General features: G+C 67.2%; 20 protein-coding genes, 1 tRNA gene and 3 riboswitches. Of the genes, 4 read left to right on the top strand and 17 right to left on the bottom strand.

The window, feature by feature from the left end:
• Position 1: 1 nt before the first annotated feature.
• The 5 genes from ACZ1I5_RS13870 to ACZ1I5_RS13850 all read right to left on the bottom strand — a co-directional run bounded on the left by ACZ1I5_RS13870 (position 2) and on the right by ACZ1I5_RS13850 (position 5330).
• Entirely contained in the window at positions 2-550 is a 549-nt protein-coding gene (locus tag ACZ1I5_RS13870) for a hypothetical protein (protein WP_465169831.1), read from the bottom strand.
• Positions 550-2508 (bottom strand): TonB-dependent receptor plug domain-containing protein, encoded by a 1959-nt coding sequence (locus ACZ1I5_RS13865; RefSeq protein ID WP_465169830.1) that lies wholly within the window; start codon positions 2506-2508, stop codon positions 550-552. The genes ACZ1I5_RS13870 and ACZ1I5_RS13865 overlap by 1 nt, the downstream gene beginning before the upstream one ends.
• Positions 2509-2648: 140 nt before the next feature.
• Positions 2649-2832, bottom strand: a riboswitch (cobalamin riboswitch).
• A gap of 46 nt (positions 2833-2878) precedes the next feature.
• On the bottom strand, positions 2879-3571 hold the full coding sequence (locus tag ACZ1I5_RS13860; protein WP_465169829.1) for a phytanoyl-CoA dioxygenase family protein: 693 nt from the start codon (positions 3569-3571) through the stop codon (positions 2879-2881).
• The gene (locus ACZ1I5_RS13855) at positions 3568-4344 is read right to left on the bottom strand and encodes an ABC transporter ATP-binding protein (RefSeq protein ID WP_465169828.1); all 777 of its coding nucleotides are present in this window, start codon (positions 4342-4344) and stop codon (positions 3568-3570) included. Before ACZ1I5_RS13855 ends, ACZ1I5_RS13860 begins: the two co-directional genes overlap by 4 nt.
• Positions 4338-5330: a FecCD family ABC transporter permease gene (locus ACZ1I5_RS13850; protein WP_465169827.1), complete on the bottom strand. Its 993-nt coding sequence runs from the start codon at positions 5328-5330 to the stop codon at positions 4338-4340. Before ACZ1I5_RS13850 ends, ACZ1I5_RS13855 begins: the two co-directional genes overlap by 7 nt.
• A 71-nt stretch (positions 5331-5401) precedes the next feature.
• On the opposite strand from ACZ1I5_RS13850, the gene ACZ1I5_RS13845 reads away from it, so the two are divergent.
• Positions 5402-6226, top strand: coding sequence for an ABC transporter substrate-binding protein (locus ACZ1I5_RS13845; RefSeq protein WP_465169826.1), 825 nt, complete (start codon positions 5402-5404; stop codon positions 6224-6226).
• On the opposite strand, the gene bluB is transcribed toward ACZ1I5_RS13845, so the two are convergent.
• From bluB to ACZ1I5_RS13820, 5 genes are all read right to left on the bottom strand, one after another.
• A complete protein-coding gene (gene bluB / locus ACZ1I5_RS13840; RefSeq protein WP_465169825.1) occupies positions 6213-6863 on the bottom strand; it encodes a 5,6-dimethylbenzimidazole synthase in 651 nt (216 codons plus the stop codon). The genes ACZ1I5_RS13845 and bluB overlap by 14 nt on opposite strands.
• Positions 6860-7468, bottom strand: coding sequence for a cob(I)yrinic acid a,c-diamide adenosyltransferase (cobO, locus tag ACZ1I5_RS13835; protein ID WP_465169824.1), 609 nt, complete (start codon positions 7466-7468; stop codon positions 6860-6862). The genes bluB and cobO overlap by 4 nt, the downstream gene beginning before the upstream one ends.
• On the bottom strand, positions 7465-11190 hold the full coding sequence (cobN, locus tag ACZ1I5_RS13830; RefSeq protein ID WP_465169823.1) for a cobaltochelatase subunit CobN: 3726 nt from the start codon (positions 11188-11190) through the stop codon (positions 7465-7467). Before cobN ends, cobO begins: the two co-directional genes overlap by 4 nt.
• Positions 11190-12224, bottom strand: a complete 1035-nt coding sequence (gene cobW, locus ACZ1I5_RS13825; protein ID WP_465169822.1) for a cobalamin biosynthesis protein CobW — start codon at positions 12222-12224, stop codon at positions 11190-11192. The genes cobN and cobW overlap by 1 nt, the downstream gene beginning before the upstream one ends.
• 281 nt (positions 12225-12505) lie before the next feature.
• Positions 12506-12744, bottom strand: a riboswitch (cobalamin riboswitch).
• A 70-nt stretch (positions 12745-12814) separates the two neighbouring features.
• Positions 12815-13372 (bottom strand): histidine phosphatase family protein, encoded by a 558-nt coding sequence (locus ACZ1I5_RS13820; RefSeq protein WP_465173968.1) that lies wholly within the window; start codon positions 13370-13372, stop codon positions 12815-12817.
• A 32-nt stretch (positions 13373-13404) separates the two neighbouring features.
• A riboswitch (cobalamin riboswitch) is annotated at positions 13405-13565 on the top strand.
• A 19-nt stretch (positions 13566-13584) separates the two neighbouring features.
• Here ACZ1I5_RS13820 and ACZ1I5_RS13815 point away from each other — a divergent pair.
• Positions 13585-13812: a CbtB domain-containing protein gene (locus tag ACZ1I5_RS13815; protein ID WP_465169821.1), complete on the top strand. Its 228-nt coding sequence runs from the start codon at positions 13585-13587 to the stop codon at positions 13810-13812.
• Positions 13813-13821: 9 nt separating this feature from the next.
• Positions 13822-14547: a CbtA family protein gene (locus ACZ1I5_RS13810; RefSeq protein WP_465169820.1), complete on the top strand. Its 726-nt coding sequence runs from the start codon at positions 13822-13824 to the stop codon at positions 14545-14547.
• A 400-nt stretch (positions 14548-14947) separates the two neighbouring features.
• Here the strand turns inward: ACZ1I5_RS13810 and ACZ1I5_RS13805 are convergent.
• From ACZ1I5_RS13805 to ACZ1I5_RS13780, 6 genes are all read right to left on the bottom strand, one after another.
• A tRNA-Glu gene (locus ACZ1I5_RS13805) sits at positions 14948-15022 on the bottom strand.
• Positions 15023-15084: 62 nt separating this feature from the next.
• Entirely contained in the window at positions 15085-16227 is a 1143-nt protein-coding gene (locus ACZ1I5_RS13800; RefSeq protein WP_465169819.1) for an L-lactate dehydrogenase, read from the bottom strand.
• Between the two features lie 68 nt (positions 16228-16295).
• Entirely contained in the window at positions 16296-17456 is a 1161-nt protein-coding gene (locus ACZ1I5_RS13795; protein ID WP_465169818.1) for a lactonase family protein, read from the bottom strand.
• 73 nt (positions 17457-17529) lie between these two features.
• Positions 17530-18546 carry a hypothetical protein gene (locus ACZ1I5_RS13790; protein ID WP_465169817.1) on the bottom strand — a complete coding sequence of 339 codons (1017 nt, stop codon included), beginning with the start codon at positions 18544-18546 and terminating at the stop codon, positions 17530-17532.
• Between the two features lie 201 nt (positions 18547-18747).
• Entirely contained in the window at positions 18748-20121 is a 1374-nt protein-coding gene (locus ACZ1I5_RS13785) for a class II 3-deoxy-7-phosphoheptulonate synthase (RefSeq protein WP_465169816.1), read from the bottom strand.
• Positions 20122-20339: 218 nt separating this feature from the next.
• Positions 20340-21758 (bottom strand): 8'-apo-carotenoid 13,14-cleaving dioxygenase, encoded by a 1419-nt coding sequence (locus ACZ1I5_RS13780; protein ID WP_465169815.1) that lies wholly within the window; start codon positions 21756-21758, stop codon positions 20340-20342.
• A gap of 63 nt (positions 21759-21821) precedes the next feature.
• On the opposite strand from ACZ1I5_RS13780, the gene ACZ1I5_RS13775 reads away from it, so the two are divergent.
• The gene (locus ACZ1I5_RS13775) at positions 21822-22400 is read left to right on the top strand and encodes a TetR/AcrR family transcriptional regulator (RefSeq protein WP_465169814.1); all 579 of its coding nucleotides are present in this window, start codon (positions 21822-21824) and stop codon (positions 22398-22400) included.
• Positions 22401-22687: 287 nt separating this feature from the next.
• Here ACZ1I5_RS13775 and ACZ1I5_RS13770 read toward each other — a convergent pair whose 3' ends face one another.
• A complete protein-coding gene (locus ACZ1I5_RS13770; protein ID WP_465169813.1) occupies positions 22688-24280 on the bottom strand; it encodes a hypothetical protein in 1593 nt (530 codons plus the stop codon).
• Between the last annotated feature and the right edge of the window lie 146 nt (positions 24281-24426).

Raw genomic sequence — 24426 nt, 5'->3', positions numbered from 1 at the left:
GTCATGCGACAGCCGCCCCGCGCCGCGGTGCGGGCACGCCGAGCGCAACCAGCACCCGATAGAGCAGGTAGAGACCGACCAGGATCGCGCCGTTGCGCAGCAGCTGGTTGAGCAGGATGCCCGGATTGAACGTGGTGGCGACGCCGCCGAGGAAGAAGGACCAGACCAGCACGGCCGCCTTGAAGGCGAGGAACGCTGCGGCATAGGCGACCGCCAGCCGGACCAGGACCGGCGCGCGTTCGACCGCCCGCAGTGCCGCATAAGCGCCCAGCGCCGACGCGACGGCGGCGGTAGCGAGCGCGGCACCCCAGGCAAGCGTCCTGGGATCATGCGGATAGTGGAGCATCGTGAAGCCAACGACCTGGCTGGCGAGCCAGGCGAGCAGCATCAGGGCGACGCCGTCGCGCTGGCGCATGTGCACCGCGGCGAGCGCCGCGAGCGCGGGAAAGGGCGTTGCGCAGGCGAGCGCCAGCGTGGTCGCGGTGCTCGCTGCGGTCAGCAGCACGATCCAGAGCGTCGAGGCGTTGCGGGCCGAAATCGCATTGGTCATCAGAACCTCCCCCGAATGCCGGCATAGATGCTGCGGCCGAGCGTGCCGTAGCGATAGGTAGTCATATATTGCTCGTCGAACACATTCTCGGCGCGCGCGAACAGCTTGAACCGCGGCGTGACCTCGAATTCGGCGCGCAGATCGACCAGCGTGTAGGGATCGAGCACCTGTGCGTTCGAGGCATTGTCGTAGCTCTTGCCCGACCAGCGGACTGCGGCGCCGGTCGTGAGGCCGAACGGGAAGCGATAGCTGACCGAGCCGTTGGCGGTATCGCGCGGCCGGCGCGGCAACCATTTGCCGAAAGTGGCGGTGCCCGGCGAGCGGTCCTCGGCCACGGTCCAACTGTAATTGCCGTCGATCGTGAAGGCGCCGAAACTGGCTGCCGCCTGCGCCTCAATCCCGTGTGCCTCGGCGCGCGAGACATTCTGGTAATAGCCCGAGCGGCGGGTCGTCGAGCCGGGCTGGAAGCACAAAGGCAGGGTCGAGGTGGCGGTGCAGCTGTTGAAGATAATCTGGTCGCTGGTCTTGCGCTCGAAATAGGTCCCGCTCAGGCTGACATGGCGGCCGAACAGATGCTGCTCGACACTCGCCTCCCAGCCATGGGCCTGTTCCGGGTTGAGCGTTCTGTTCCCGAACTCGGAGAAGAGTTGATAGAGCGTCGGCGCCTTGAAGCCTTCGCCATAGCTCGCGCGCAGTGTCGTGCCGGTCTCGAGGTTAAGCACGCCGCCGGCCTGGAACAGCGTCTTGCTGCCGAAGCGGCTGTGATCATCGTTGCGCACACCGCCAGTCAGCGTCACGCCCTTGAACGGCTGCGCGCTCAATTGTGCATAGAAGCTGGTGATCTCGGCCTTGCCGATTGCCGGCGCCGGCACGGGCGTGGCCAGCGATGCGGGCGGCGACACGCTGCGGAAACGCGAGCGCTCATTCTCGGCACCGGCGAGCAGGGTCCAGCCCTTGGCGATCGCGAAGGTGCCCTGATATTCGAGGCGCTCGTTGCGGCCGGCGGCATCGAAGGTCTGCGGTCGCGCCCGACTCGGATTGTAGTTTTCGCGATCGGTGTTGGTGTAGCCATAGCCGAAGCGGTTGCGGAACCGGCCACCGAGCAGGTCGATATTGGCGCCGGCATAACCGACGAATTCCTTGTTGAGCGAATACTCGGGCGTATCGCCGGTCGTCGCGTCGATGTCGGTGCGGCCGCTCGAATAATAGGAACGCAGGTCGAGGCTGATGTTGCTTGCCACGGCGACCTCTACGCGTGCCGACGCGTTTTGATTGGCATAACCGTCCGCTTCCTTGCCACCAAACGCCGGAGCGATGGCCGAGATGCCACCCGTGGTGAAGGTCTGGCCGCCGAACCGCCAGGTAACGGGTCCGGTCTTGCCGCCGATCGCGGCACGCGCGCTGACCGTCTCGCGCGAACCCGTCTCGATATCGAAGCTTCCCTCCAGCGCCTTTTCCGGCATCGCGGTCACGACATTGACCACGCCGCCGATCGCCTGGCTGCCCCACAGGATCGACTGCGGGCCGCGCAGCACTTCGATCCGCGAGGCGTCGCCGACCAGCAGATTGGCGAAATTATAGCCGCCGCCAGTCGAGGACGGGTCGTTGAGCTTGACGCCGTCGATCACCACCACGGTCTGGTCGGTCTCGGCGCCGCGGATGCGCACCGAGGTCGAGGTGCCATAGCCGCCGTTGCGCGAGATGCTCACCCCAGGCGTGCGCAGCAGCAACTCGCTGACGCCGATGTCCTGGCTGCGGTCGATCGCGGTCGTGTCGAGCACGGTCACCGAAGCGGCGACCTGATCCGCCGGGGTCGGGACGCGCATGGCGGTGACGACGATCTCGCCGGCGTCCGCATCGGCGGCCGCGTCGGGCGCCGGCGCTTGCTGGGCATAGGCGGTGGAGGCCGCGCCGAGCGCAGCGATGGAGACGGTAACGCGGAAAACGAATTTCAACATGCAAACCCTTATTCGACAGTGCCGCGGGTCGCGCGACCGATGCCGAGCCGTTCCAGGCAAGCGACATCGGCCGCGCGCGCGCGGTCGTTATCGTCGTCGCTCGGGTTTACCCCCGTCCGCCCGGAACACCCTGTCCGCACGAAGGACGACCGCGACGGGCAGGTCTCCTGGCTCGCGGGTCTATGCCGGTCCGGCCGCCTTCTCGGGATCGCTCCCAATGGCATATGGCCGGTGGCTCGCCGCTTACAGTTGCAGGGGCAGCCGGGTTCTTCCCGTTCCCATTTTAATCCCCGTCTCCAGGGAACCTGTCGCAAGGTGGGCCATACGCATTGCGCACGGCCAAGGCAATCGCTGCGGTGCAGCGTCGCGGTCAGGCCGCTTTCATCCAGACGACCAGCGCGAAGCGCGCGGGGCCCGCGGGAAGGGTACGATGCGGGGTGAAGCGGTCGAGCAGCAACACGGTACCGGCCGGGCATTCGGGCTGGAGCCGGGGCAGGCCGGCGATCGCCTCGTCGGGGATCTCGAAGCCCTTGTCGGTCAGGCGGGCAAGCGGTTCCGGGCGGCGGCCGGGAATGAGTTCGAGTCCGCCATTGTCGGGTCCGGCGTCGCTCAGCGGAATCCACGCCGTGGTCCAGACATTGCCACAGGAGGTGCCGTCGTCGCGCGCCACATCGGAATGCCAGGCATGGCGATGCTCGGGAAAGCTCGCAATGCTCGCCCGCACGCGAACGACCGAGCCGGAGAGGGAGCGTTCGCTGATCCGCTCGGCCTGGGCGAGCAGGCGCGGATCATTGGCGATTGCCTGAAGCCGGGGCCCGCGATGCGCGTCGGTGCAGATCGCGATACGCAGGAGATTGGCCTGGCTCTGGTCGGTCGCGAAGATCCGGTCGAGCCGCTCGTCGAGCGGAGCATCGGGACAGCTCTGCTCGAAAGGCAAATAGAGCGCGCGCGAGACGCGGTCGATATGCTCCGCGATGTCCGCCTGGGCAGCTTCGACCAGCGCGGGATCGAACAGCGGTACCGTCGCGTATCCCTGCTCGCGGTAGAAGGCCGCGTCGCTCATGGCCTGCTCCGCCCCAGCGTCGTAATTGACGGCCAGTCGCCACCCAGCTCGACGCGCGCGTCGATACCATAGACTTGTCGGAGATTAGCCGGGGTGAGCACCTCGGCGGGCGTGCCATCCCCGACCAGCGTGCCGCCATCGATCAGCACCAACCGGTCGCAATAGCGCGCCGCCATGGTGAGATCGTGCAGCACCGCAATCACCAGGGCGCCGGCACGGGCCTCGCCCTGGAGCAACTCCATCACATCGATCTGATGGCCGGGATCGAGGCTCGCGAGCGGTTCGTCCGCGATCAACGCAGGCGCCTGCACCGCGAGCGCGCGGGCGAGCAGGACGCGGGCGCGCTCGCCGCCGGAAAGTTCGGTGGCGACCCGCTCGCGCAGATACAGCACGTCCGCCCGTTCCATCGCGCGATCGATCGCGGCGGCGTCATGCGCCCCGATCCGCGACATGGGGCCGAGATGCGGCAGGCGACCGAGCCCGACCAGCCGCTCGACGGACAGCGGCCAGTGCAGGGTCTGGCCTTGCGGCAGATAGGCGAGCTGTCGGGCGAGCTCGACGCGCGTCATCGATGCGGCGTCCGTGCCTTGGACGAGGATCCGGCCGGAATAGGGCACCAAAGCCAGCATCGCGCGCGCAAGGGTCGACTTGCCGGCACCATTGGGGCCGACGATGCCGGTGAGTGTCCCGGGCTGCAGCTCGGCGCTCACGCCGCGCACGACACTCCGGCGGCCGAGACTCACCTCGACCTGTTCGAGGCGAATGCTCACCACAGGCGCCGCTCCCGCATCAGATGGACAAGGAAGACGGGAACTCCGAGGAACGCCGTGACCACGCCCAGCTTGAGCTCGTTGGAGGTCGCGATCAGTCGAACGGCGAGATCGGCGAGGGTGAGCAGCGCAGCGCCGCCGATCGCCGAGGGCAGCAGGATCGCCGAGGGGCTGCGATCGGTGAGCGGACGGATGAGATGCGGGACGATCAGCCCGACGAATCCGATCGCGCCCGAGACCGCCACCGCGCCGCCGACCCCGATCGCCGTGCCCAGCAGCAGGCGCAGCCGCGTGCGCTTGAGGTCGACGCCCAGCGCCTGCGCGCCATCTTCGCCCAGGGTCAGCGCATCGAGTGCGCGCCCGTTCCAGAGCAGCAGCGCCATGCCGATCGCGATGCAGGGCAAGGCGATCCAGACATGCTCGAATGAACGGTTCTCGAGGCTCCCGAGCAGCCAGGTCATGATCTCCATCGCCGCGAAGGGATTGGCCGAGAGGTTGAGCGCGAGGCTGATTCCGGCGCCGGCGAGCGTCGCCACCGCAATGCCGGCGAGGATCAGGGTCAGCGGGCTTTCCGATCGGCCGGCAAGGACGAACAGCAGGATAAGCGAGACCATCGCGCACAGTATCGCCAGCAACGGCAGGATCGCTGGATGAAGCTCGGACAGGCCGAAATACAGCGCAGCGACCGCGCCGAGCGCCGCGGCGTTGGAGGTGCCGAGCACCGAGGGTTCGGCGAGCGGATTGCGCAAATAGCCTTGCAGCGCCGCGCCGGCGAGCCCGAGCATCGCGCCGACCGAGAGGCCGAGCAGCGTGCGCGGCACGCGCAGGTCGAACAGGATCGCATGCGCGATCTTGTCGCCGTGCCCGGCAAGGGCCGCCAGCATCCTGGGGAAGGAAAGGCTGACCGGCCCGAGCAGGAGCGAGGCGATGGCGGCCAGCAGCATCAAACCGATCAGGCCGGCGAGGAGAAGGGAGCGGGAATTGGTCATGCGGGGACTCTGAGGCGCTTGCTGGCAGGATCGCGGCCGCTATGGAAGCGGTGATGTACTGGAATAGACTTGTGGCGCTTGCCTTGCCGTTGCTGGCCCTGGGTGGCGCCGGGCTTTGGGCGCGCGGGGGCACGGACCCTGCGCCGGCGGGCAAGCCCAGGCGGATTGTCTCGCTGAACCTCTGCGCGGATCAGCTCGTCCTCGCGCTGGCCGATCGCGATCAGATTGCCGGCCTCACCCATAATGCGGCGGACAAGAATATGTCCGCGGGCGCGGCCAAGGCGCGGGGGCTTCCGATCCTCTCGACCTCGGCGGAGCAGGTGCTCGCGATCGATCCCGATCTTGTGATCGGCATGCCGGCGCGGCGCAGCGCGGCGATGGGCGTGCTTAAGGGGCAGCATTACCATATGCTCGACCTCAAGACCGCCAACAGGCTCGAGGACATCTATGCCTCGATCCGCAAGGCAGCGGCAGCGGTCGGGCATCCCGAGCGTGGCGAGGCGATGATCGCGCAGATGGACGTCGAGCTCGCGAAGATTCCGCGTCCCGGTGCCGGCAAGGTCGCCGCCTATTACCAGCGCCGTGGCTTCATGACGGGCACAGGCACGCTGATCGACGACCTGATGAAGCGCGTCGGACTGGTGAACCTCGCGGGCAGGCTCCACAAGCCGGTGCTCGCGCAGGTCCGCATCGAGGAGATGGTCGCCGCCCAGCCCGACTTCCTCATCGTCGAAAGCGCTACCGATACGGTCACCGACCAGGGCACCGAGATGCTGCACCATCCGGCGCTGGCCGGCATTCCCCGGATCAGCATCCCCCAGGCCTGGACGGTGTGCGGCAGCGCCGCCTATGTTCAGGCGGCGCGCGCGATGGCGGAGCAGATCAGCGCACACTGACATTGCCGCGCCAATCGAGGCGTCCCTGCCAGCCGCGCCGCTCCAGTTCGGGAACGGGCAAATCCTCCACGGGGTGCCCGAGACAGAGCAGGGCGATCAATCGCCAGCCCGTCGGGACCTCGAGCAACCGTTCCACGAATTTGGGATCGAGGATCGACACCCAGCCCAGTCCGATCCCGCGGGCGCGGGCGGCGAGCCATAACGTGTAGATCGCCAGCACCACCGAATAGGCGCGGGTCTCCGTCATCGTTGCAGCGCCCAACCCGTGACCGGCCTGCGTCGTCTCGTCGCAGAACACGGCCAGGATTTCGGGCGCTTCGCGCAAGCCGTGGAGCTTGAGCGCGGCATAGGCGTCGTCCCGTCCGTTCACATAGGCCGCGCCCGCGCGTGCCACTTCGATATCGACATGATCGGCCAGGCACTCGCGCAGCGACGGCGAGCGTACCCGCACGAAGCGCCAGGGCTGCGCATTGCCCACGGACGGCGCCTGTTGCGCGGTCTCCAGCAGCGCCAGCACGGTCTCGTCGGATAAGGCGTCGGTACGGAAATGGCGCACGTCGCGGCGCCAGGCGATCAAGCTGTCCAACTGGTCGAGAAACGCTGCATCGAAACGCGGTGGCGCGGCGTGGGCGTTCAAAATTCGATCCCGGCCTGCGCCTTCACGCCCTGCTCGCGGAACGGATGCTTCACCAGGGTCATCTCGGTGACGAGATCGGCCACATCGATCAGTTCCTGTTTGGCGTTGCGGCCCGTGATGATGACATGGGTCATCTCCGGCTTGGCGGCGAGCACCTCGAGGACTTCCTCGACCGGCAGATAGTCGTAGCGCAGCACGATGTTGAGTTCGTCGGCGAGCACCAGCTTGTAGCTGGGGTCTGCGATCATGCGCTTTACTTCTTCCCATGCCTCGCGTGCGACGGCAATGTCGCGGGCACGGTCCTGCGTATCCCAGGTGAAGCCTTCTCCCATCGGCTTGAACTCGATCAGCTCGGGGAAGCGGTCGAACACCGCCTTCTCGCCAGTCGCCATCGCGCCCTTCACGAACTGGACGACGCCGACCTTCATGCCGTGCCCGATCGCGCGGACGACCATGCCGAGCGCTGCCGAGGTCTTGCCCTTGCCCGGGCCGGTATGGACGATGACCAGGCCTTTCTCGAGTGTCCGGGTGGCCAGCTTCTTCTCGTGCGCCGCCTGGACCTTTTCCATCTTGGTCTTGTGTTCTTCGTCGCTGCGCTGCTTCATGACGTTTCTCCAGCTAGCTCGGCGAGCAGGACGCCCGCGCTGTTCGATTTGGGCTTCCATAGCCCACGCGACAGCGCCTCGGCGAGGCGGCTGGCCGTCTCGCGCAGCGCCGCGGGGTTCGCATCGGCCATGAAGCCGCGCACGGCCTCGTCCTCGATAAAGGCGGCGTGGACCGCGTCGAAATGATGGTCGCGCACCGCATGGGTGGTGGCCGCGAAGGCGAACAGATAGTCGACGCTCGCGGCGATCTCGAACGCGCCCTTATAGCCGTGGCGCATCACGCCGGCGATCCATTTGGGATTGGTGACGCGGGCGCGGACGACGCGGCCAATCTCGTCCTCGAGCGTGCGCACGACCGGGCGCTCGGGGCGGCTATGGTCGTTATGATAGCTGAGCGGCTTGCTGCCCTTGAGATGCTCGACCGCCGCGGCGATGCCGCCCTCGAACTGATAATAATCGTCGCTGTCGAGCAGGTCGTGCTCGCGATTGTCCTGGTTTTGCACGACGGCATCGGCCTGGGTAAGGCGCTCGGCGAACAGGTCGCGCTCGGCATCCCCCTCGACCCCGGCGCCATAGGCATAGCTGCCCCAGTCGAGATAGACGTCGGCGAGATCGGCGCGGCTATGCCACAGCCGTTCGTCGATCATCGCCTGGAGGCCCGCGCCATAAGCGCCGGGCTTCGACCCGAATACGCGGAAGCCGGCACGCAGCGTTGCGGCCTTGGGCTCGACGCCCCGATCGATCAGCCTGGCCGTCTCGAGCCGGTGGCGCGCGGCGGCGGGATTGTCATGGTCGCTTTCGTCGAGCGCCATCACCGCGCGCGCCGCGCTGTCGATCAGGTCGATCTGCTCGGGGAAGGCGTCGCGGAAGAAGCCCGACACGCGGAAGGTGACATCGACGCGCGGGCGGCGAAGCTCGGTCACCGTCATCATTTCGAACCCGATCACCCGGCCCGAGGTCCAGTCCCAGCGCGGCCGCACGCCCATCAGCGCCAGCGCCTGGGCGATGTCGTCGCCGCCGGTGCGCATGTTCGCAGTGCCCCACGCGCTGAGCGCCATGGCTCTGGGATAAGCACCCTCGCGCTGGAGATAGTCGTCGACCAGCAATTGCGCGGAGCGCTGGCCGAGATCCCAGGCGGTCGCGGTCGGGACTGAGCGCGTATCGACCGAATAGAAGTTGCGCCCGGTCGGCAGCACGTCGGGCCGTCCCCGGGTGGGAGCGCCCGAGGGGCCGGGCGCGATGAAGCGCGCATCGAGGCCGGCGAGCAGCGCGGACTGTTCGGCATCGCCACAGGCGTCGACCCGCGCGGCGAGATCGCCGAGCACGGCCTGCAATACCGTCGCTGACGCGGGCCCCGGGGCTTCCATGCCCTCGACCAGCGCGATCGCCAGCAGTTCGAGGCGCTCGACGGTGTCCCCGAACGTCCGCCACAGGTCATTCGATATCTCAGCAAGCGGCGCCGGTTTCGGTCCGTCCCAGACATCGCCCATGATGCAATCGAGCGGATCGAAGCCGAGCCGCAGATCGTCCGCCATCGATCGCAGCAGCGAGGCCTGGCCGGGACTGTCATAGCCGCGCGGGGTGCGCGACAGCGCGATCAGCAGGTCGGTGCGCAGCCGGCCTTCGGGCGAGCGGGTGAAGATGTGCAGCCCGTCGCGGATCTGCATTTCCTTCAGCTCGCACAGATAATTGTCGAGCGCGGCGAGCGCATCGTCGCCATCGCCGACCGCGCCGGCATCGGTATCGAGACCCTGCGAGCGCGCGAGGTTGAGAATCTCGCCCTTGAGATGCGCGATCCGGCGCGGGTCCATGCCGGCGGCGAGATAATATTCGTCGACCAGCGCTTCGAGCTGCTTGAGCGGCCCATAGCTTTCCGCACGGGTCAGCGGCGGGGTGAGGTGGTCGACGATCGCTGCGCCGATCCGGCGCTTGGCCTGGGTGCCCTCACCGGGATCGTTGACGATGAACGGGTAGAGTTGCGGCACCGGGCCGGCGCAGATCTCGGGAAAGCACGTCTCGGACAGCGCCAGTGCCTTGCCCGGCAGCCATTCGAGATTGCCGTGCTTGCCGACATGGACGACTGCATGCGCGCCGAAATGCCGGTTCAGCCAGAAATGGAAGGCGAGATAGGCGTGTGGCGGCACCAATGCCGGATCGTGATAGGTCGCCTTGGGATCGACATTATAGCCGCGCGCCGGCTGGACCGCGACCGCGATATTGCCGAACCGGTGCACCGCGAGGCGGAAAGCACCGTCCCGCACGAACGGGTCTGCCTCGGCTGCGCCCCAGCGCTCGCTCACCGCGTTGCGCACGGCCTGGGGCAGGGTGTCGAAGGCTTGGGCATAGTCGGCGATCGCCAGTGCGATCTCGCCCGGCCGGTCGATCGAATCGAGCGCATTGGTGACGCCCGCCAGCATCGTGTCCATCAGCGCGACACCGTCGGTGGGCGCTGCGCCGATCGCGTAGCCTGAACCGCCGAGTGCGGCGAGGATCGCCGCCGCGCTGGCTGGCGTGTCGAGGCCGACGCCGTTGCCGATCCGGCCGTCGCGATTGGGGTAGTTGGCGAGGACCAGCGCGATCCGGCGTTCCGCTGCCGGCGTTCGGCGCAACCTCGCCCAATTGGCGGCGAGTCGGGCGACGAAGGCGACCCGGTCGGGAGCAACCCTGGGCACGATGATGCCGCATTCGGTGCGCGCGTCGAACCGCTCGGCGGCCTTGAACGCGACCGCGCGGCTGAACAGCCGGCCGTCGATTTCGGGCAGCGCGACGTTCATCGCGAGATCGCGCGGGCCGAGACCGCGTGGGGAGTCTGTCCAGGCCGATTGCTCGACACCGGCGAACACGGTCTGGAGGATCACGCAGTCCGCGGTCTCCAGTACGCCGCCGATCCTGTTCTCGCCCGGCGACGATGCGGCGAACGAGGTGGCGTTGAGGATGACGTCGGGCCGCAGTTCCGTAATCAGCCCGCGCAGCCAGTCGACCGCGAACGGTTCGCGCAGCGCCCGGACATAGACCGGGGCGACGTTCAGGCCCTGCGCCTCGAGTTCGGCGACCATGGCATCGACCGCGTCGAGCGTGCCGGCGATAGTCAGGGCGCGGTAGAAGACGAACAGGGCGACAGGCCGTCCTTCGGTCCAGCGCGCATGCAGATCGGCCAGGGCAGGGCGATCGACCCCCTTCACATACAATCCCGCATCGGCAACCGGAACCGGATCGTCGGGTGTGCCGATGTCTCGGGCGATCAGGCGAGCGGCGGTGCGCAGGAAACCGATTGCGTTGGCGACCCCGCCCTGGCGCAGATAGTCGCGCAGCCGGGCACAGGTCTCGGGCGGCAGGGTCGAGGCGGCGTCGAGCGCCGGATCGTCCTCGCGTCCATCGGCGATCGCGGCGAAGGCGATGCCGTGCGCGCGGGCAACCGCGGCGATCTCGTCGATCCCATAGGGCCAATAGGCCTTGCCGCCGAGCAGGACGACGCAGACGAACTTCGCCTTCGCGATCACCTTCTCGACATAGAGATCGACCGAATAGGGATGCTTGAGCTGGAGCAGGTTCGCCAGCCGGATACGCGGCGCGCCATCGCCCAGCGCCTCGGCCGCCCGCGCGAAACACGCCAGCTCGCTATCCGCCACGGTCAGGAACACGATATCGCCCGGCGACTGGTCGAGGTCGATTGCCTCGTCGCCGTTCGAAACCGTCCCCGGCGTGGCGGACAGCAGATGCATCAGCCGAGGACGCTCGCGAGTTCGGTTTCGATTCCCGCGCGGTCCAGCCCCTTCTGGCCGATCACCACCAGCTGAGTGCGGCGCGCTTCTTCGGGCTTCCACGCGCGATCGAAGAAATGCTGGACGCGCGGGCCGACCGCCTGGATGACGAGGCGGCTGGGCTTTCCCGCGACCGCGACCATGCCCTTGACGCGCAGTACATCGTGTTTGGCGATGACCTCGCCCAGCCGGGCGACGAGCGCGTCGAGATCGGCAACTTCACCGCCGGTCGCGACGAAGCTGTCGAAATCGTCGTGATCATGCTCCTCGCCATCGTCGATATGCGACTTGCGCGAATCGAGATCGTCCTCGGCTGCCGCGGTGATGCCGAGCAACGCGGCGATATCGACCGCGCCGTGATCGGCGCGCACGATCCGTACGCCGGGCCGCGTCTCCGCGTCGACCAGCGCCTCGACCCGCGCAAGCGTCTCGGCATCGACCAGGTCGGTCTTGTTGAGCACGACCATGTCGGCACAGCCGAGCTGCTCCTCGAACAGCTCCTCCAGCGGCGAATCATGGTCGAGATTGGGGTCGGCCGCGCGTGCAGCCGCCAGTGCCGCCTCGTCGGTGGCGAAGCGTCCGGCCGCGACCGCATCGGCATCGATCAGCGCGATGACGCCGTCGACGGTCGCACGGGTGCGGATGTCCGGCCATTGGAACGCCTTGACCAGCGGCTTGGGGAGCGCGAGCCCGCTGGTCTCGATGATGATGTGCTCGGGCGGGTTGGGCCGGTCGAGTAGCTTCTGCATCGTCGGCAGGAAGTCGTCGGCGACGGTGCAGCAGATGCAGCCATTGGCCAGCTCGACGATGTCATCTTCCGGGCAGGCCTCGTCATTGCAGCCCTTGAGCAGCTCGCCATCGACGCCGATATCGCCGAACTCGTTGATCACGAGCGCGATGCGACGCCCCTGCGCATTCTCCAGCAGATGGCGGATCAGCGTGGTCTTGCCGGCCCCCAGAAATCCGGTGATGACGGTAGTGGGCACTTTGCTCACGCTGCTTCTCCTTCTTCGACGTCGACAGGTGCGCGATCATGGATCGCACGCCAATGGGAAACTCTTGCGTCGCCCGCAGCCGCGAGGCGCCGCGCACGATCCGCGAAGGCGTCATGAGCAACATCGGTGGCGGGGGCGTGCCGTTCGCCTGGGCGAACGGTCGATGCACGACGACGGGCGGACGCCAAAAGCACCCGGCACCATGCACCGATGCGGCCCCAGCCGCATGGTTCGTCGCTCAGACGGAGTTCCGTGCCTTGGCCATTCCCTGGACCAGGGCAAGAGCGACCGGTGCGCTGGCAGGTCTCCTGGCTCGCGGGTCATAGCTTGATGCACGGCCTTCCCAGGCCTTCGCGCTCTCGCGCGATCGGCCCAGTGGCTTGCCTCTCGAAGAGAGGCGGTGTGCATCGCGCTCGCCGCTTACAGTTGCAGGGACAGCCGCGGAGTTGGGCGGCTGAAGCCGTCCGCACCGCATTCCCGATTAAGCCCCTTTCGGGGCACCGGCGCGATCACGAGGCGCGGGGGCAACCCCGTTCCTCAAGCGCGCCAATAGGCGGTTGCCAACCCATCGGCAAGATATGGAGATTTCTTTATCCGCTGCCGGTGACCGGGCCGAGCGACTGCAACCGCCAGATGCGATTGAACGACAAGACCGTCACCGAGAGGGGCGCGACATCGATCCGCCACGTCGCGCCGATCGGCAGCGACAGGGCAGCGGCGATCGCCGCGCGCACCACGGCCGGGTGAGTGATCGCCAGCACGGGCACATCCCGTCCGGCCTGGCTGGCGAGCCACTCGGCGACACGCACGCTGACCGCCGCCATCGTCTCGCCGCCGGACGCGCCCGCCCCGGGATCGGCGATCCATGCGGCAGCAGCCTCGGGATCGGCGGCATTGATCTCGGCAAGGCTTTTCCCGCTCCAGTCGCCATGATCGATATCGCCGAGCGCCGCATCGATATCGGCGGTCAGACCAAGCGCTTCCGCCGTCTGGCGCGCGGCCGACGCCGGGCTGGTGGCGACACGCCGTGGGGAGGGCCCCGGGATGCGCAGGCCGGTCGCTGCGCGCAGCCCCCCCGTGTCGAGCGGCTCGGCGGGATCGGCGAACCCGCCGACGCGGCTCATGGCGGTGGCGGCATGGCAGAGCAGGGTCAGTCGCGTGGCCAGGCGGGCCTCCCGATATCGTTGACGTTGCGCTCGGTTCCGTCCTAGGGCGATGCCGAAGGACCGAGGAAGAAGCCGGTGGAATTCCGGCACGGTCGCGCCACTGTTATCGGCAGCACCTCCCTGCTGTCGAGAGTCAGACCTTCCTCGCGACATTATCCCCGCGGGACGCGCACATCCCGGTCAAGGAGCTGAACATGCCGGCCACGACTCTCTTCGCCGACGACGTCTTCATCCCCGTCCGGGGCGAGACGGCCATTCCGATCGGCGAGATCCTGCCCTGGGCCGTCTTCGGCACGCTGCTCGCCCTGATCTTCCTTTATTTCGTCAGCACCGAGCAGGGCGCGGTGTCGCTGTTCAGCGGCAAATATGTGCACGAGCTCGTCCATGACGGGCGCCATCTGCTCGGCTTTCCCTGCCACTAAGCGTCGAACATGGCGCGTACCCTGTTGATCCGCGGCATGCTGGTGGGCCTGGTCGCTGCCTTGCTGGCGTTCCTGTTCGCCCGTGTCGCCGCGGAGCCACAGGTCGATCTGGCGATCGCATTCGAGGCCGCGCGCGACCATGCGATGGGCGCGATGGACGAGCCCGAGCTGGTCAGCCGCGCGACTCAAAAGGGGTTCGGCCTGATCATCGCCGTGCTGCTCTACGGCGCGGCGATCGGCGGGATCTTCTCGCTGGTGTTCGCCGGACTCTATGGGCGCTGGTCGCGGCTCGGGCCGCGCTCGCTCGCCTTGCTGCTCGCCCTGGCGGGTTTCGTCGCGATCGCCCTGGTGCCGGCCTTGAAATATCCGCCGAACCCGCCCGCGGTCGGCCTGCACGAGACCGTGGCGTTTCGGACGATCACCTATTTCGCGATGATCGCCTTGTCGGTGGTGGCGCTGATCGTCGCCGCGAAGCTCGGGCGCGGCCTGACCCGGCGTCTCGGCGCCTTCAATGCGATGCTCTGCGCCGCCGGCTGCTATGTCGTGCTGGTGACCGCGGTGCAGCTCGCCTTGCCCGCGATCAACGAAGTGCCGACGGATTTCCCGGCAGTCGTGTTGTGGAACTTCCGCATCGCGTCGATTGCCATGCAGGCGGTGCTGTGGACGGCGATCGGCATCGGCTTCGGCGCTGCGGCCGAGCACGCGCTGCGTCATGGGGCGAGCCGCCGCGGCTAGCGGCGCGGCGTCCGTCCAATTGGGCTCTTGATGACCAAGCGATGCAGCGGGAGGATACAGAAACGTCGCCATCCGCCCGGGAAGCTCACATGTCGAGGCCGCCTCGACGCCAAAAGCGTCGGCACATGTCTCAACTGGATTTCCATAGCCCGACCCTCGATGGAGCCCATGACGATGCTCATCGTCGCGGGCCTCGACACGTTCATCGAGCGCAATCTAGTCGAAGGGATATCCGCGAGGCAGTGCCCGCCGGGCAAGGAGCCGAGACGTCCGATTCGCAGCCGATTCCGTCTCCATTGGTCGCAGTTTACTGCTCCCAAAAACGGAAGTGCCATTCTGCACCAATATTCGACGGCGCGAGATTCTGTCTCGACAATGGCCCGTAAGCCAGTGAAATCGCTGGTGACCCCTACGAGAATCGAACTCGTGTTTTCGCCGTGAGAGGGCGACGTCCTAACCGCTAGACGAAGGGGCCATACCTTGCGGAGCGGCGCATCTACGGTGAGCGGGGCTCACCGTCAAGATGGCGCACGCCTGTCAGCGCAGAAGCATGTCCGGCGACAGCGTCTTCACATCGGTCTGGCCGGTCAGTGCCATCGCCACCGCCATTTCATGGCGCAGCAGCTCGAGCATCTGCGCCACGCCCGCGCCGCCCTTGGCCGCCAGCGCATAGGCCCAGGCGCGGCCGAGCAGCACGCCCTTCGCGCCCAGCCCCAGCGCCCGCAGCACATCGACGCCCGATCGGATACCGCCATCCATCAGCACGTCCGCCCGCCCCGCCACGGCGTCGACCACGCCGGGCAGCGCCGCGATGGAGGAGGGCGCACCATCGAGTTGCCGCCCGCCATGGTTCGACACCACGATCGCCGAGGCGCCGATGTCGCACGCGGCGACTGCATCGGCCGGGTCCATCACGCCCTTGATCACGATCGGCCCGTCCCAATGCTGGCGGATCCAGTCCATGTCCTTCCAGGTGATCGACGGATCGAAATTGCGCGCGACCCAGGCGGTGAACTGGTCGAGCCCGGCACCCTCGGGCATCACCGGGGCAAAATTGCCCAGGGTATGCGGTCCGCCGAACAGGCCGACATCGAACGCCCAATGCGGATGCGTGGCGATCTGGGTGAAGCGCTTGATCCGCGCGCCTAGGCCCTGCTTGCCGGTCAGGCTCGATCGCACGTCGCGGTACCGCGCGCTGTGCACGATCAGGTCGACGGTCAGCACCAGTGTCTCCACGCCGATCGCCTTGGCCCGCGCCAGCATGTCCTTCATGAACTCGCGGTCGCGGATCATGTAGAGCTGGAAGGCGAAGGGCTGGGTGACGCCCGCCGCTACCTCTTCCATGCCGCAACAGGCGGAGGCGGAGAGGATGAAGGGCACGCCCGCCGCCTCCGCCGCGCGCGCAGCCTGCACTTCGCCGCGCCGCGCATACATGCCCGCCAGCCCGACCGGCGCGAGCGCGACGGGCAGCGATGCGGGACGGCCCAGCAGGGTGGTGGACAGGTCGATCTGCGAGACGTCGGTCATGACCTTCTGGCGCAGCTTCAGCCGCTGCAGGTCCTCGACATTGCTGCGCATGGTCGATTCCGAATAGGAACCGCCGTCGATATAATCGAACAGGAACAGGGGCAGGCGCGCTTTCGCGAGCAGCCGGAAATCATCGATGCAGGCCGGTGTCACCGTGTCGATCTAGGTCGCGCGCCCGGCCCCCGCAATGTCATTGTTGCGCGGGAGCCGGGCCCATTTCCTTACCGGCTGCTCGGGGTTGCGATCGCGCCCGGTCGGGCGTCGAACTTCAGCGTCGCCGCGTCGTCGCGGGCCAGCGTCCGGCCGTTGAAGCGATAGACCTCGATGTCCTTGTCGACCGCGCATTGCAGCAGCACGGTCTTCGCATTGTCGCTGAAGGTCGCGCCCTGGCACCAGGCGCCGGTCTCGGTCTCGGTGATCGGGGTCAGCGTCATGCCCTTCACGCCATAGATCTTCAGCGCGCCATGCGGCCAGTAACCCGCCGAACCCGGCGCGCCGCCCGATCCGTTATGCACCACGACCGCGAGATAGCGCCCGTCGCGCGACAGGGTCAGATGCTCCGGCGTGAAGCCCACCTCGACCGGATTGACCTTGCCCGTCGCCAGCTCGACCGCAGTGACGGTGCCGACGCGCGGGCCGCGGGGCGGGGTGGTGCCGGCCGGCGGCGTGTTGCCCTGCAGGTTGGTATTATAGGCATAGCGCCCGTCGGGGCTGAACGAGATGCCATAAGGCTGAACGCCGGTGGAGATCGGCTCGCCGTCGAGCGTCACGCTGTCGCCCGATACGGACAGGCGCATCAGCTGCCCCGCGCTCTGCGCCACCGCGACGGCGCCCTTGCCGTTGGGCAGGAATGCCACGTCGGTCGGCCGTGCCTTGGCGGGCAGCTGCACCTTGCCCGCGGGCGTCAGGCGCTTGTCCTTGATCGTGAAGATCGAGACCGTGTCGTCGCCGGTGCTGACCACCAGCGCCAGCGTGCCGGCGCGGTTGATCGCGACGCCGCTCGCGCCCGGGCCCGCCTGTACCGTCTGCGCCAGCGCCGGCGCGGTCGGGTCGGCAAGGTCGATCACCGAGACGCCGTCGTTCAGTTCCAGCGTACCGTCCGTCTTCAGGCGCTGCGCGGCGGATACCAGCGCGAAGCCGCCATTGCGCGCGACCGCGACCGCCGCCGGCGGGCCGATCATGCTCGCGGGTGCCGCGACCGTGCCGATCGTCTTGGGCGGATAGCTGCGCAGGTCGATCACCGACACGCTGTCGGCGGTGCGCCCGGCGTCGCCGGGGCGCAGCTGCTTGCCGTCATTGGCCGACACGGCGAGCTGCGCCGAAACTGCGCCGGGCACGGCAAGTGCGATGACGGCGGCGGCAAGGCTGATGCTGGTCTTCATGGGCGTCCCTCTCTTCTCATGAAGCAGGCCGCGCCTCCCGGCGCGGCCTGCCGATGTCGGTATTCAGGTCGGATCAGAAGGGATCGGTGCGCTTGGTATAGGCACGGCCCTTGTCGGCAGCGGGTGAATCGCCGCCGGTGCAGATCATCACCCCGTCCTTGATCTGGTCGATCACGTCGCGCTCGCTGCACGAATTGAGGAAGCGCAGGCCGTTCGCCTTGGTCGCGGCGAGCACGCGCGCGCGCACCGCCAGCATCGATGGCGGATACCCCTCGAAGGTGGCGCCCGGCGCGCGCGGCTTGGGCGCGCCGACCAGATAGAAGCCGTGATCGCCCGGGCCCCATTCGGCAAAGGCCAGGCCCGGGGTGCGCACGGTCGATTCGACATTGGCGTCGGCGCGGGGATTCTCGATCTTCACGCCGAAGATCAGCTCGCCGTCCGGGTTGAGCGGCCATGGCTCGGCCAGGCGGAGATAGTCATTCTGGGAAACCCCCCAGATCTCCGAGGCGAAGGCCTGGCTGCCATTGCCGCGAAAGCCCTGGGCGAGGCCCTGCACCACCGGCGCGAAGGGATAGCGCGAAGCCTCGACCATGATCTTGGCCGCCTCGGGCGACTCGGCGTTGCACAGCAGGATGCCGTGGACGCCGGCGGCGAGCGCCTGCTGGATCATCCAGGCATTGGCGCGGACGGCGTCGGGCGTGCCCTGGATCGGCAGTGTGACGATCACGGCGGGGGTACGGTGCCCGGTACGGGTCGGCCCCGCATCGACCAGGCCGCGCATGAACTCGCGCAGCTCTTTGAAGTCGAGCGGGCCATGCTCCATCTCATAGGTGATGTAATCGGCCTTGGTCGCCGCCTGCTTCTTGCCCTCTTCATATCCGCCGCCGGAAATCTGGGTGTAATAGACCGGCTGGCCCTTCATCCACATGTCGATGATGCGGTTGATATGTTTGCCGGTGCGTGTGGTCTTGGCCGGCATCGCCGGCTGGGCATCGACCGCAAAGGCCTGGCCGGGCGCCTGTTGAGCATGGGCCGGCATCGACATCAGCGCGAGCGGCGCAGCGGCGGCAAGCAGGAACAACCTGTTCATATAGCATCTCCCCTGGTGTTGGTTCTTTACTGAACCCTATAGGATATAGCATGTCACGCACGACTCGCGGGCGCAATGGGGAGAATTGCATCCAAAATCGCTTTTTTGTGTACTTTATTTTTCGGGGCGCACGAAGCCGAGGCGCTCAAGTCTCGGACTCGAGCGCCTGACCGATGATTGTCGTTGCTTAACCTGAGCCGGTCAGGCCGCTGCCCGACGCCGCTCCGCCATTTCGACGTTGAGCATCTCGGCCAGCAGGAACGCGAGTTCCAGGCTCTGCCCGGCGTTGAGCCGCGGGTCGCAATGCGTGTGATAGCGGTCAGCCAGCGACTGCTCGGTCACGTCGACCGCGCCGCCGGTGCACTCGGTCACATTCTGCCCGGTCATCTCGGCATGGATGCCGCCCGCGATGCTGCCTTCGGCACGGTGTACCGCGAAGAAGCCGCGCACCTCGGCTAGGATCCGCTCGAAGGGCCGCGTCTTGTAGCCGTTCGACGCCTTGATCACGTTGCCGTGCATCGGGTCGCAGCTCCACACAACGGGATGCCCTTCGCGCTGGACGGCACGGATCAGCTTGGGCAGGCCGGCCTCGATCTTGTCATGGCCATAGCGGGTGATCAGCGTCATGCGCCCCGCAACGCGTGCCGGGTTGAGCGTGTCGAGCAGGCGCAGCAGCGCGTCGGGCTCGAGGCTCGGGCCGCACTTCATGCCGATCGGATTGCCGATCCCGCGCAGATATTCGACATGCGCCGAATTCTCGAAGCGGGTGCGGTCGCCGATCCACAGGAAATGCGCGCTGGTGTCGTACCAGTCGCCCGTCAGCGAATCCTGCCGGGTCAGCGCCTGCTCGTACTTCAGCAGCAGCGCCTCATGGCTGGTGTAGAAATGCGTCTCCGCCAGCTGCGGCACCGTTTCGGGGCTTATCCCGCATGCCGCCATGAACTCCAGTGCCTCACCGATCCGGTCGGCGGTCTCGGCGAACTTCTTCGCCCAGGGGCTGCGGCCCATGAAGTCATGAGTCCAGCGATGCACCTGCGCCAGATTGGCGTAGCCGCCGGTCGCGAAGGCGCGCAGCAGGTTCAGGGTCGCCGCCGATTGGCTGTACGCGCGGATCATCCGCTGCGGATCGGGCGCACGGCCTTCGGCGGTGAAGGCGATGTCGTTGACGATGTCGCCGCGGTACGCCGGCAGCTCGACGCCGTCCTGCACTTCGGTATCGGACGAGCGCGGCTTGGCGAACTGGCCCGCCATGCGGCCCAGCTTCACCACCGGCAGCTTCGACGCATAGGTCAGGACCACCGCCATCTGCAGGATCACGCGGAACGTGTCGCGAATGTTGTTCGCGCTATGCTCGGCAAAGGACTCGGCGCAGTCGCCGCCCTGCAGCAGAAAGGCCTTGCCCTCGACGACCTTGGCCAGGTCCGCGGTCAGGTTGCGCGCCTCGCCGGCGAACACCAGAGGCGGAAAGCTCTCCAGCGTCGTCGTCGCGGCGTCGAGCGCTGCGCTGTCGGGATAGGTCGGAAGCTGGCGGGCTTCTGCCTGAGTCCAGCTGTCGGGGGCCCATTTGGCGGCCATGATGCGAGTCCAGTGGTGAATGAGGGCGGTTCCCTTGCGGGAAATCGCCTCTTCGCGCAATCAAGGAAAACTATTCCTCCCCGGCACGGGGAGGGGGACCGCCCGCTTCTTCAGCGGGCGGTGGAGGGGCTTGGAGCGCGGAACACCCGTCCCGCGCTCCAATTTCCCTCCACCAGCTTCGCTGGTCCCTCTCCCCATCTGCGATGGGGAGGAACGAGTCAGGCAGCTACCCAATTCCCATGGAAGCCCGGCGGCACCCGGTGCGGGATACGGATGCTCGCCACTGGCGCGCCCCCGAAATCCTGCGCATCAAGGATCACAAGATCGGTCGTCTCGTTCGGCAGATCCACGACCAGCCCGATCATCCAGCCCTCGCCTTCAGCCGCCGCATCGGACGCCGGTACGAACACGAACTCACCGGGATAACGGCCCTCGCCGAAATCATGCACGGTGCGCGCGCCGGTCTCCAGATCGTGTTTCAGCAGGTAGCTCTCCCCGATGAACGCCTTGTCCGCCTCCGGCAGTCCCATCGTCCAGGCATAACGATAGGGCTGGCCGAGACGCCGTTCGTCCGGCCGCGGGAATTCCTGCGGCGTCGCGTCGATCGTACGCCGCTCGACCGTCTTCGCGACAGGGTCGATCGTCCAGCGCTCCAGCCCGCGGGATTTCGCGTCCGGCCCCTGCGAACTGTCGGCGAACATGGTGTTATAGACACAGGCGTCGAGGATCACCTTGCCGTCCGCCGTGTCGAACGCATTGGCGACATGGAAGATATAGCAGGGATCGACATCGACCCAGATCGTCTCGCCGCCGCTGCCGTTCCGCGGCAGCAACCCGATCCGCGCCTGATGGTCCGGGTTCCAGCGATAGGGAAAGCTGTGCCCGCCGATCAGCGCCTTCATCGAGAAGGTCACCGGCAGGTCGAGGATCAGCACGTACCGCGCCGTGATCGCGCAGTCATGGATCGACGGCCCGTGCTTCACCGCGATCGGCTCTTCGCGAACCACCTTGCCGTCGGGCGAGATCACCACATGGCGCACCATTTCGGGATTGGTCGCCTCATAGGCGATGGCATGCTGCTCGCCGGTCAGCGGGTCGAGATGCGGGTGCGCGGTGAAGCTGCCCAGCAGCGTGTCGTCGAACGGGTTGAAGGTCTGCTCCTCCAGCGTGTCGGACAATTCCACCGGATAGCTGCCCGCCTCGACCAGCGCGAAGGTGCGCCCGCCGATCGCCAGCACATTGGTGTTGACCGTCTCCGACATGCCGTGGCGCGGCCCCGGCGCCGCGGCCACGCCCATCGCGGCGGCAACCTTCTTCGACCGGATCCAGCGGTTGCGATACCACAGCGCCTTGCCATCCTTCACCGCCACGCCGTGCACCATGCCGTCGCCGGTGAACCAGTGATGCCCGGCGGGATCGGGGGCGATCGGGTTCGGCCCGATGCGCAGGTAACGGCCGTCGAGCGCAGCAGGGATCGTGCCGGTCACGGGCAGGTCCTCCAGGGTCAGCTCCTGGTCCATCGGCTTGTGGATGCCGGTCAGGAAAGGATGGTCGGTCGCCACCAGCCGCTTGCGATTATACTCGGCGACCACGCCGATGCCCTTCGTCACCGTGCTGCGGATTGCGGTTTCGATCATGCTTGCCATTATGGCCTCCACGTCTAGAAGTTGACGGTGTTCACATACGACTCGAAGGTAACAGTGTCAACATCTGAATCGACCGCGCCGAAAAAGGCCTATCATCACGGCGATCTGCGCGCGGCGCTGGTCGAGGCAGGGCTCAAGCTGCTCGAGACCCGTACCGCCGACGACCTGTCCCTGCGGGAAGTCGCCCGCGCCGTTGGCGTGAGTGCGACCGCGGTCTACCGCCATTTCCCCGACAAGGGCGCGCTGATGGCAGCACTGGCGGGGGAAGGGCTTGCCCGGCTCGCGGTGGCGCAGCATGAAGCGGCCGATGCGGTCGGCGGTGGTGTCGCCGGGTTCAACGCGACGGGCGCCGCCTATGTCCGCTTCGCGCTCGCCAACCCCGCGCTGTTCCGGCTGATCTTCGCCAATCCCCAGGCGATGCCGTCGCATTCCGGCAAGCATGAGGACGATGCGATGGCGTTTCTGCGCGCCAACGCGGCGCTGCTGGCCGAAGGCAAGGGAGGCGATGCGCAGGTGATTGCGCTGCAGGCCTGGGCGCTGGTGCACGGTTTGTCGATGCTGATGCTCGACGGCCAGATCCCGCTTGACGAGACGCTGATCGACCGGGTGATCGACGTCCGGGCAATCGGATAGCCCGTCGCCGCAGCATCCGCGAATGCGGCTTCCTTACCAAAACGAGCCAGTTCGTGCCGGAAACGGGGGCAGCTTGAGACCAGGTCGCGCACCGGAGTCGAAGCGCAATTTGTCCCGTTCGATCGGGCGAACGTCGTTAATGTCGACCAAGTATCTGATATGCAATACTATATTGGCATCCGTCAAAAAGGTGAGCGGCTGGAGATATGGGACAAGCTGGTGTCCCATATCTCCTGCCGCTCGTCCCTTCAGCCGATCTGCCGCGGGCCCCGTTCCAAAGTCCCGCGCTACTTCTTCGTCTCGGACAGGAAGATGAAGGAATAGTCCGCGGCATATTGCGGTAACCCGTCGACGCCTGCCTTTGGCACCTTGCGCAACCCGCCGGGCGCGGTCGCCTGCAGCATCGCCGGTGTCGCGATCGATGCGAAGACATGGCAGTCCATGCAGCTGTTGGTGGTCTGCTGGAAGGATTCCGCCGTCGTGTTCGCGACGATCTGGCCTGGCCCGCCGGCGCTGCCGCTCGGCGCCGGATGGCCCATGGTCAGCGGCACCCTCAGCCCCGGCCCGGGCGGCGTGCCGATATTGGCCTGCGGCCATTGCACGTTCACCAGCCGATAATAGTTGAACACCGATTGCGCCGGCAACAGGCTCCACACATAGGCCGTCACGCTGTTCGCCGGCTGGCCGACCTGGTTGATCCGGGTGATCTGCATCGGCGCCGAGTACGGCATGCACACGCCGCCCTTGCCGCACGGCACCGGCGGGACATTGTGCCGGCACTGATAGATCCGGTCCTTTTGCGGCGTGCATTTGGGATCGAAGAAGGTGAAGCCAGGCGATGGCCGCTGGTTCGGATTGGCCGGCAGCACAGGGGGCGCGAAGCCGCCGCCCGGCGTCTCGTCCGGCGTGTTGTCGATATGCTCGAACGTCGCCCATATCCAGGGCAGGCGCGGGAAAAGCTTGCGTGCGATGTGCAGCCCGACCAGCCCGACGGTCACCTGGCGCATCTTGCCCGTCGTCGGATCGCGGATTTCGGCGACCGCCGTCTTGTAGCGATAGTCGAGCGAATGGTCGGCCGGCAGCGGCGTCCAGGACGCCTTGATCTCCATCGCCCCGACCTGCTGGCCGAACGCGGCCCGGTTGCCGACGCAATCGGTATCGTCCCAGCCATTGGCAAAGCCCGCCGGGAAGTTCAGCCCGCCGCGCAATGGCCCCTTGGGTGGGGGCGGGGGCCCGTCGGAGATCACCTTGCCCGGCTGGGTCGCGCATTTGAGCTGGCCGGCGGCGGTGGTCAGGTCGAACCCGGTCTGCTTGGTGATGAACTCATACTCGTCCTGGTTCATCATCACTTCGTAATAGGTCACATCGCCGCGCTGGTTGGTCAGCCAATGGTCGCCGCCGCCCGCCTGGACGATGTTGGACAGGTCCAGACTGCCCAGCTTGGAGATGCGGCTCAGCGTCCTGACCGCCGGCCGCTTCTCCTGCCAGGTGCCTTCCAGTGGCTTCATGCTGCCGAACACGTCGGCGGCTTCGCGATAGCTTTCCCACACCGTCGGGCTGGTGTCGCCCGGCGTACCGAAGCTGCCCCAGGGCGCGCCCGGATCGGGGAAGCCGTTCTTCTTCGGGTCCGCCTTCCAGTTCAGCGCGATGAAGGCCTGCCAGGCGGAGCAATCCACCTCGGTCTGGTTGAGCCCGGCATTGGTCGGCAGCGCCGATGTCCTGTTCGGCGCCAGCGCGCCGCACGGATTGGTGGCGGTCGCTTGCGGCGCGGGAACGGGGGCGCTGTGGCAGCCGGCGAGTCCGATGCCGGCAGCGACCAGCGGCAGGACCAGCACGGCGATTGGAAAGCGGCGGTCGTTCCGGCGCGGACGTGAAGTCATGATCCGTCTCCCCCTGACGCGCGGTTGCGCGTTTTGCCGGCGCTCGCGGTGGGCCGCCCTGCCGGACGATGGCCAGCATCGCGCGAATGCCGGGTGAAGGAAACGGATTGCCGGCATATACCCCCATAACGACGATAACTCTTCCC

It is taken from the genome of Sphingomonas sp. BL-S-30, from assembly GCF_055521475.1.
This window is presented reverse-complemented; position numbering and strand designations above follow the sequence as displayed.

What these genes read in the sequence shown, in the direction of transcription:
- ACZ1I5_RS13870 (WP_465169831.1), bottom strand. Translation starts at nt 550, where the DNA reads ATGACCAATGCGATTTCGGCCCGCAACGCCTCGACGCTCTGGATCGTG.
- ACZ1I5_RS13865 (WP_465169830.1), bottom strand. Translation starts at nt 2,508, where the DNA reads ATGTTGAAATTCGTTTTCCGCGTTACCGTCTCCATCGCTGCGCTCGGC.
- ACZ1I5_RS13860 (WP_465169829.1), bottom strand. Translation starts at nt 3,571, where the DNA reads ATGAGCGACGCGGCCTTCTACCGCGAGCAGGGATACGCGACGGTACCG.
- ACZ1I5_RS13850 (WP_465169827.1), bottom strand. Translation starts at nt 5,330, where the DNA reads ATGACCAATTCCCGCTCCCTTCTCCTCGCCGGCCTGATCGGTTTGATG.
- cobO (WP_465169824.1), bottom strand. Translation starts at nt 7,468, where the DNA reads ATGAAGCAGCGCAGCGACGAAGAACACAAGACCAAGATGGAAAAGGTC.
- cobN (WP_465169823.1), bottom strand. Translation starts at nt 11,190, where the DNA reads ATGCATCTGCTGTCCGCCACGCCGGGGACGGTTTCGAACGGCGACGAG.
- ACZ1I5_RS13815 (WP_465169821.1), top strand. Translation starts at nt 13,585, where the DNA reads ATGCCGGCCACGACTCTCTTCGCCGACGACGTCTTCATCCCCGTCCGG.
- ACZ1I5_RS13810 (WP_465169820.1), top strand. Translation starts at nt 13,822, where the DNA reads ATGGCGCGTACCCTGTTGATCCGCGGCATGCTGGTGGGCCTGGTCGCT.
- ACZ1I5_RS13795 (WP_465169818.1), bottom strand. Translation starts at nt 17,456, where the DNA reads ATGAAGACCAGCATCAGCCTTGCCGCCGCCGTCATCGCACTTGCCGTG.
- ACZ1I5_RS13790 (WP_465169817.1), bottom strand. Translation starts at nt 18,546, where the DNA reads ATGAACAGGTTGTTCCTGCTTGCCGCCGCTGCGCCGCTCGCGCTGATG.
- ACZ1I5_RS13785 (WP_465169816.1), bottom strand. Translation starts at nt 20,121, where the DNA reads ATGGCCGCCAAATGGGCCCCCGACAGCTGGACTCAGGCAGAAGCCCGC.
- ACZ1I5_RS13780 (WP_465169815.1), bottom strand. Translation starts at nt 21,758, where the DNA reads ATGATCGAAACCGCAATCCGCAGCACGGTGACGAAGGGCATCGGCGTG.
- ACZ1I5_RS13770 (WP_465169813.1), bottom strand. Translation starts at nt 24,280, where the DNA reads ATGACTTCACGTCCGCGCCGGAACGACCGCCGCTTTCCAATCGCCGTG.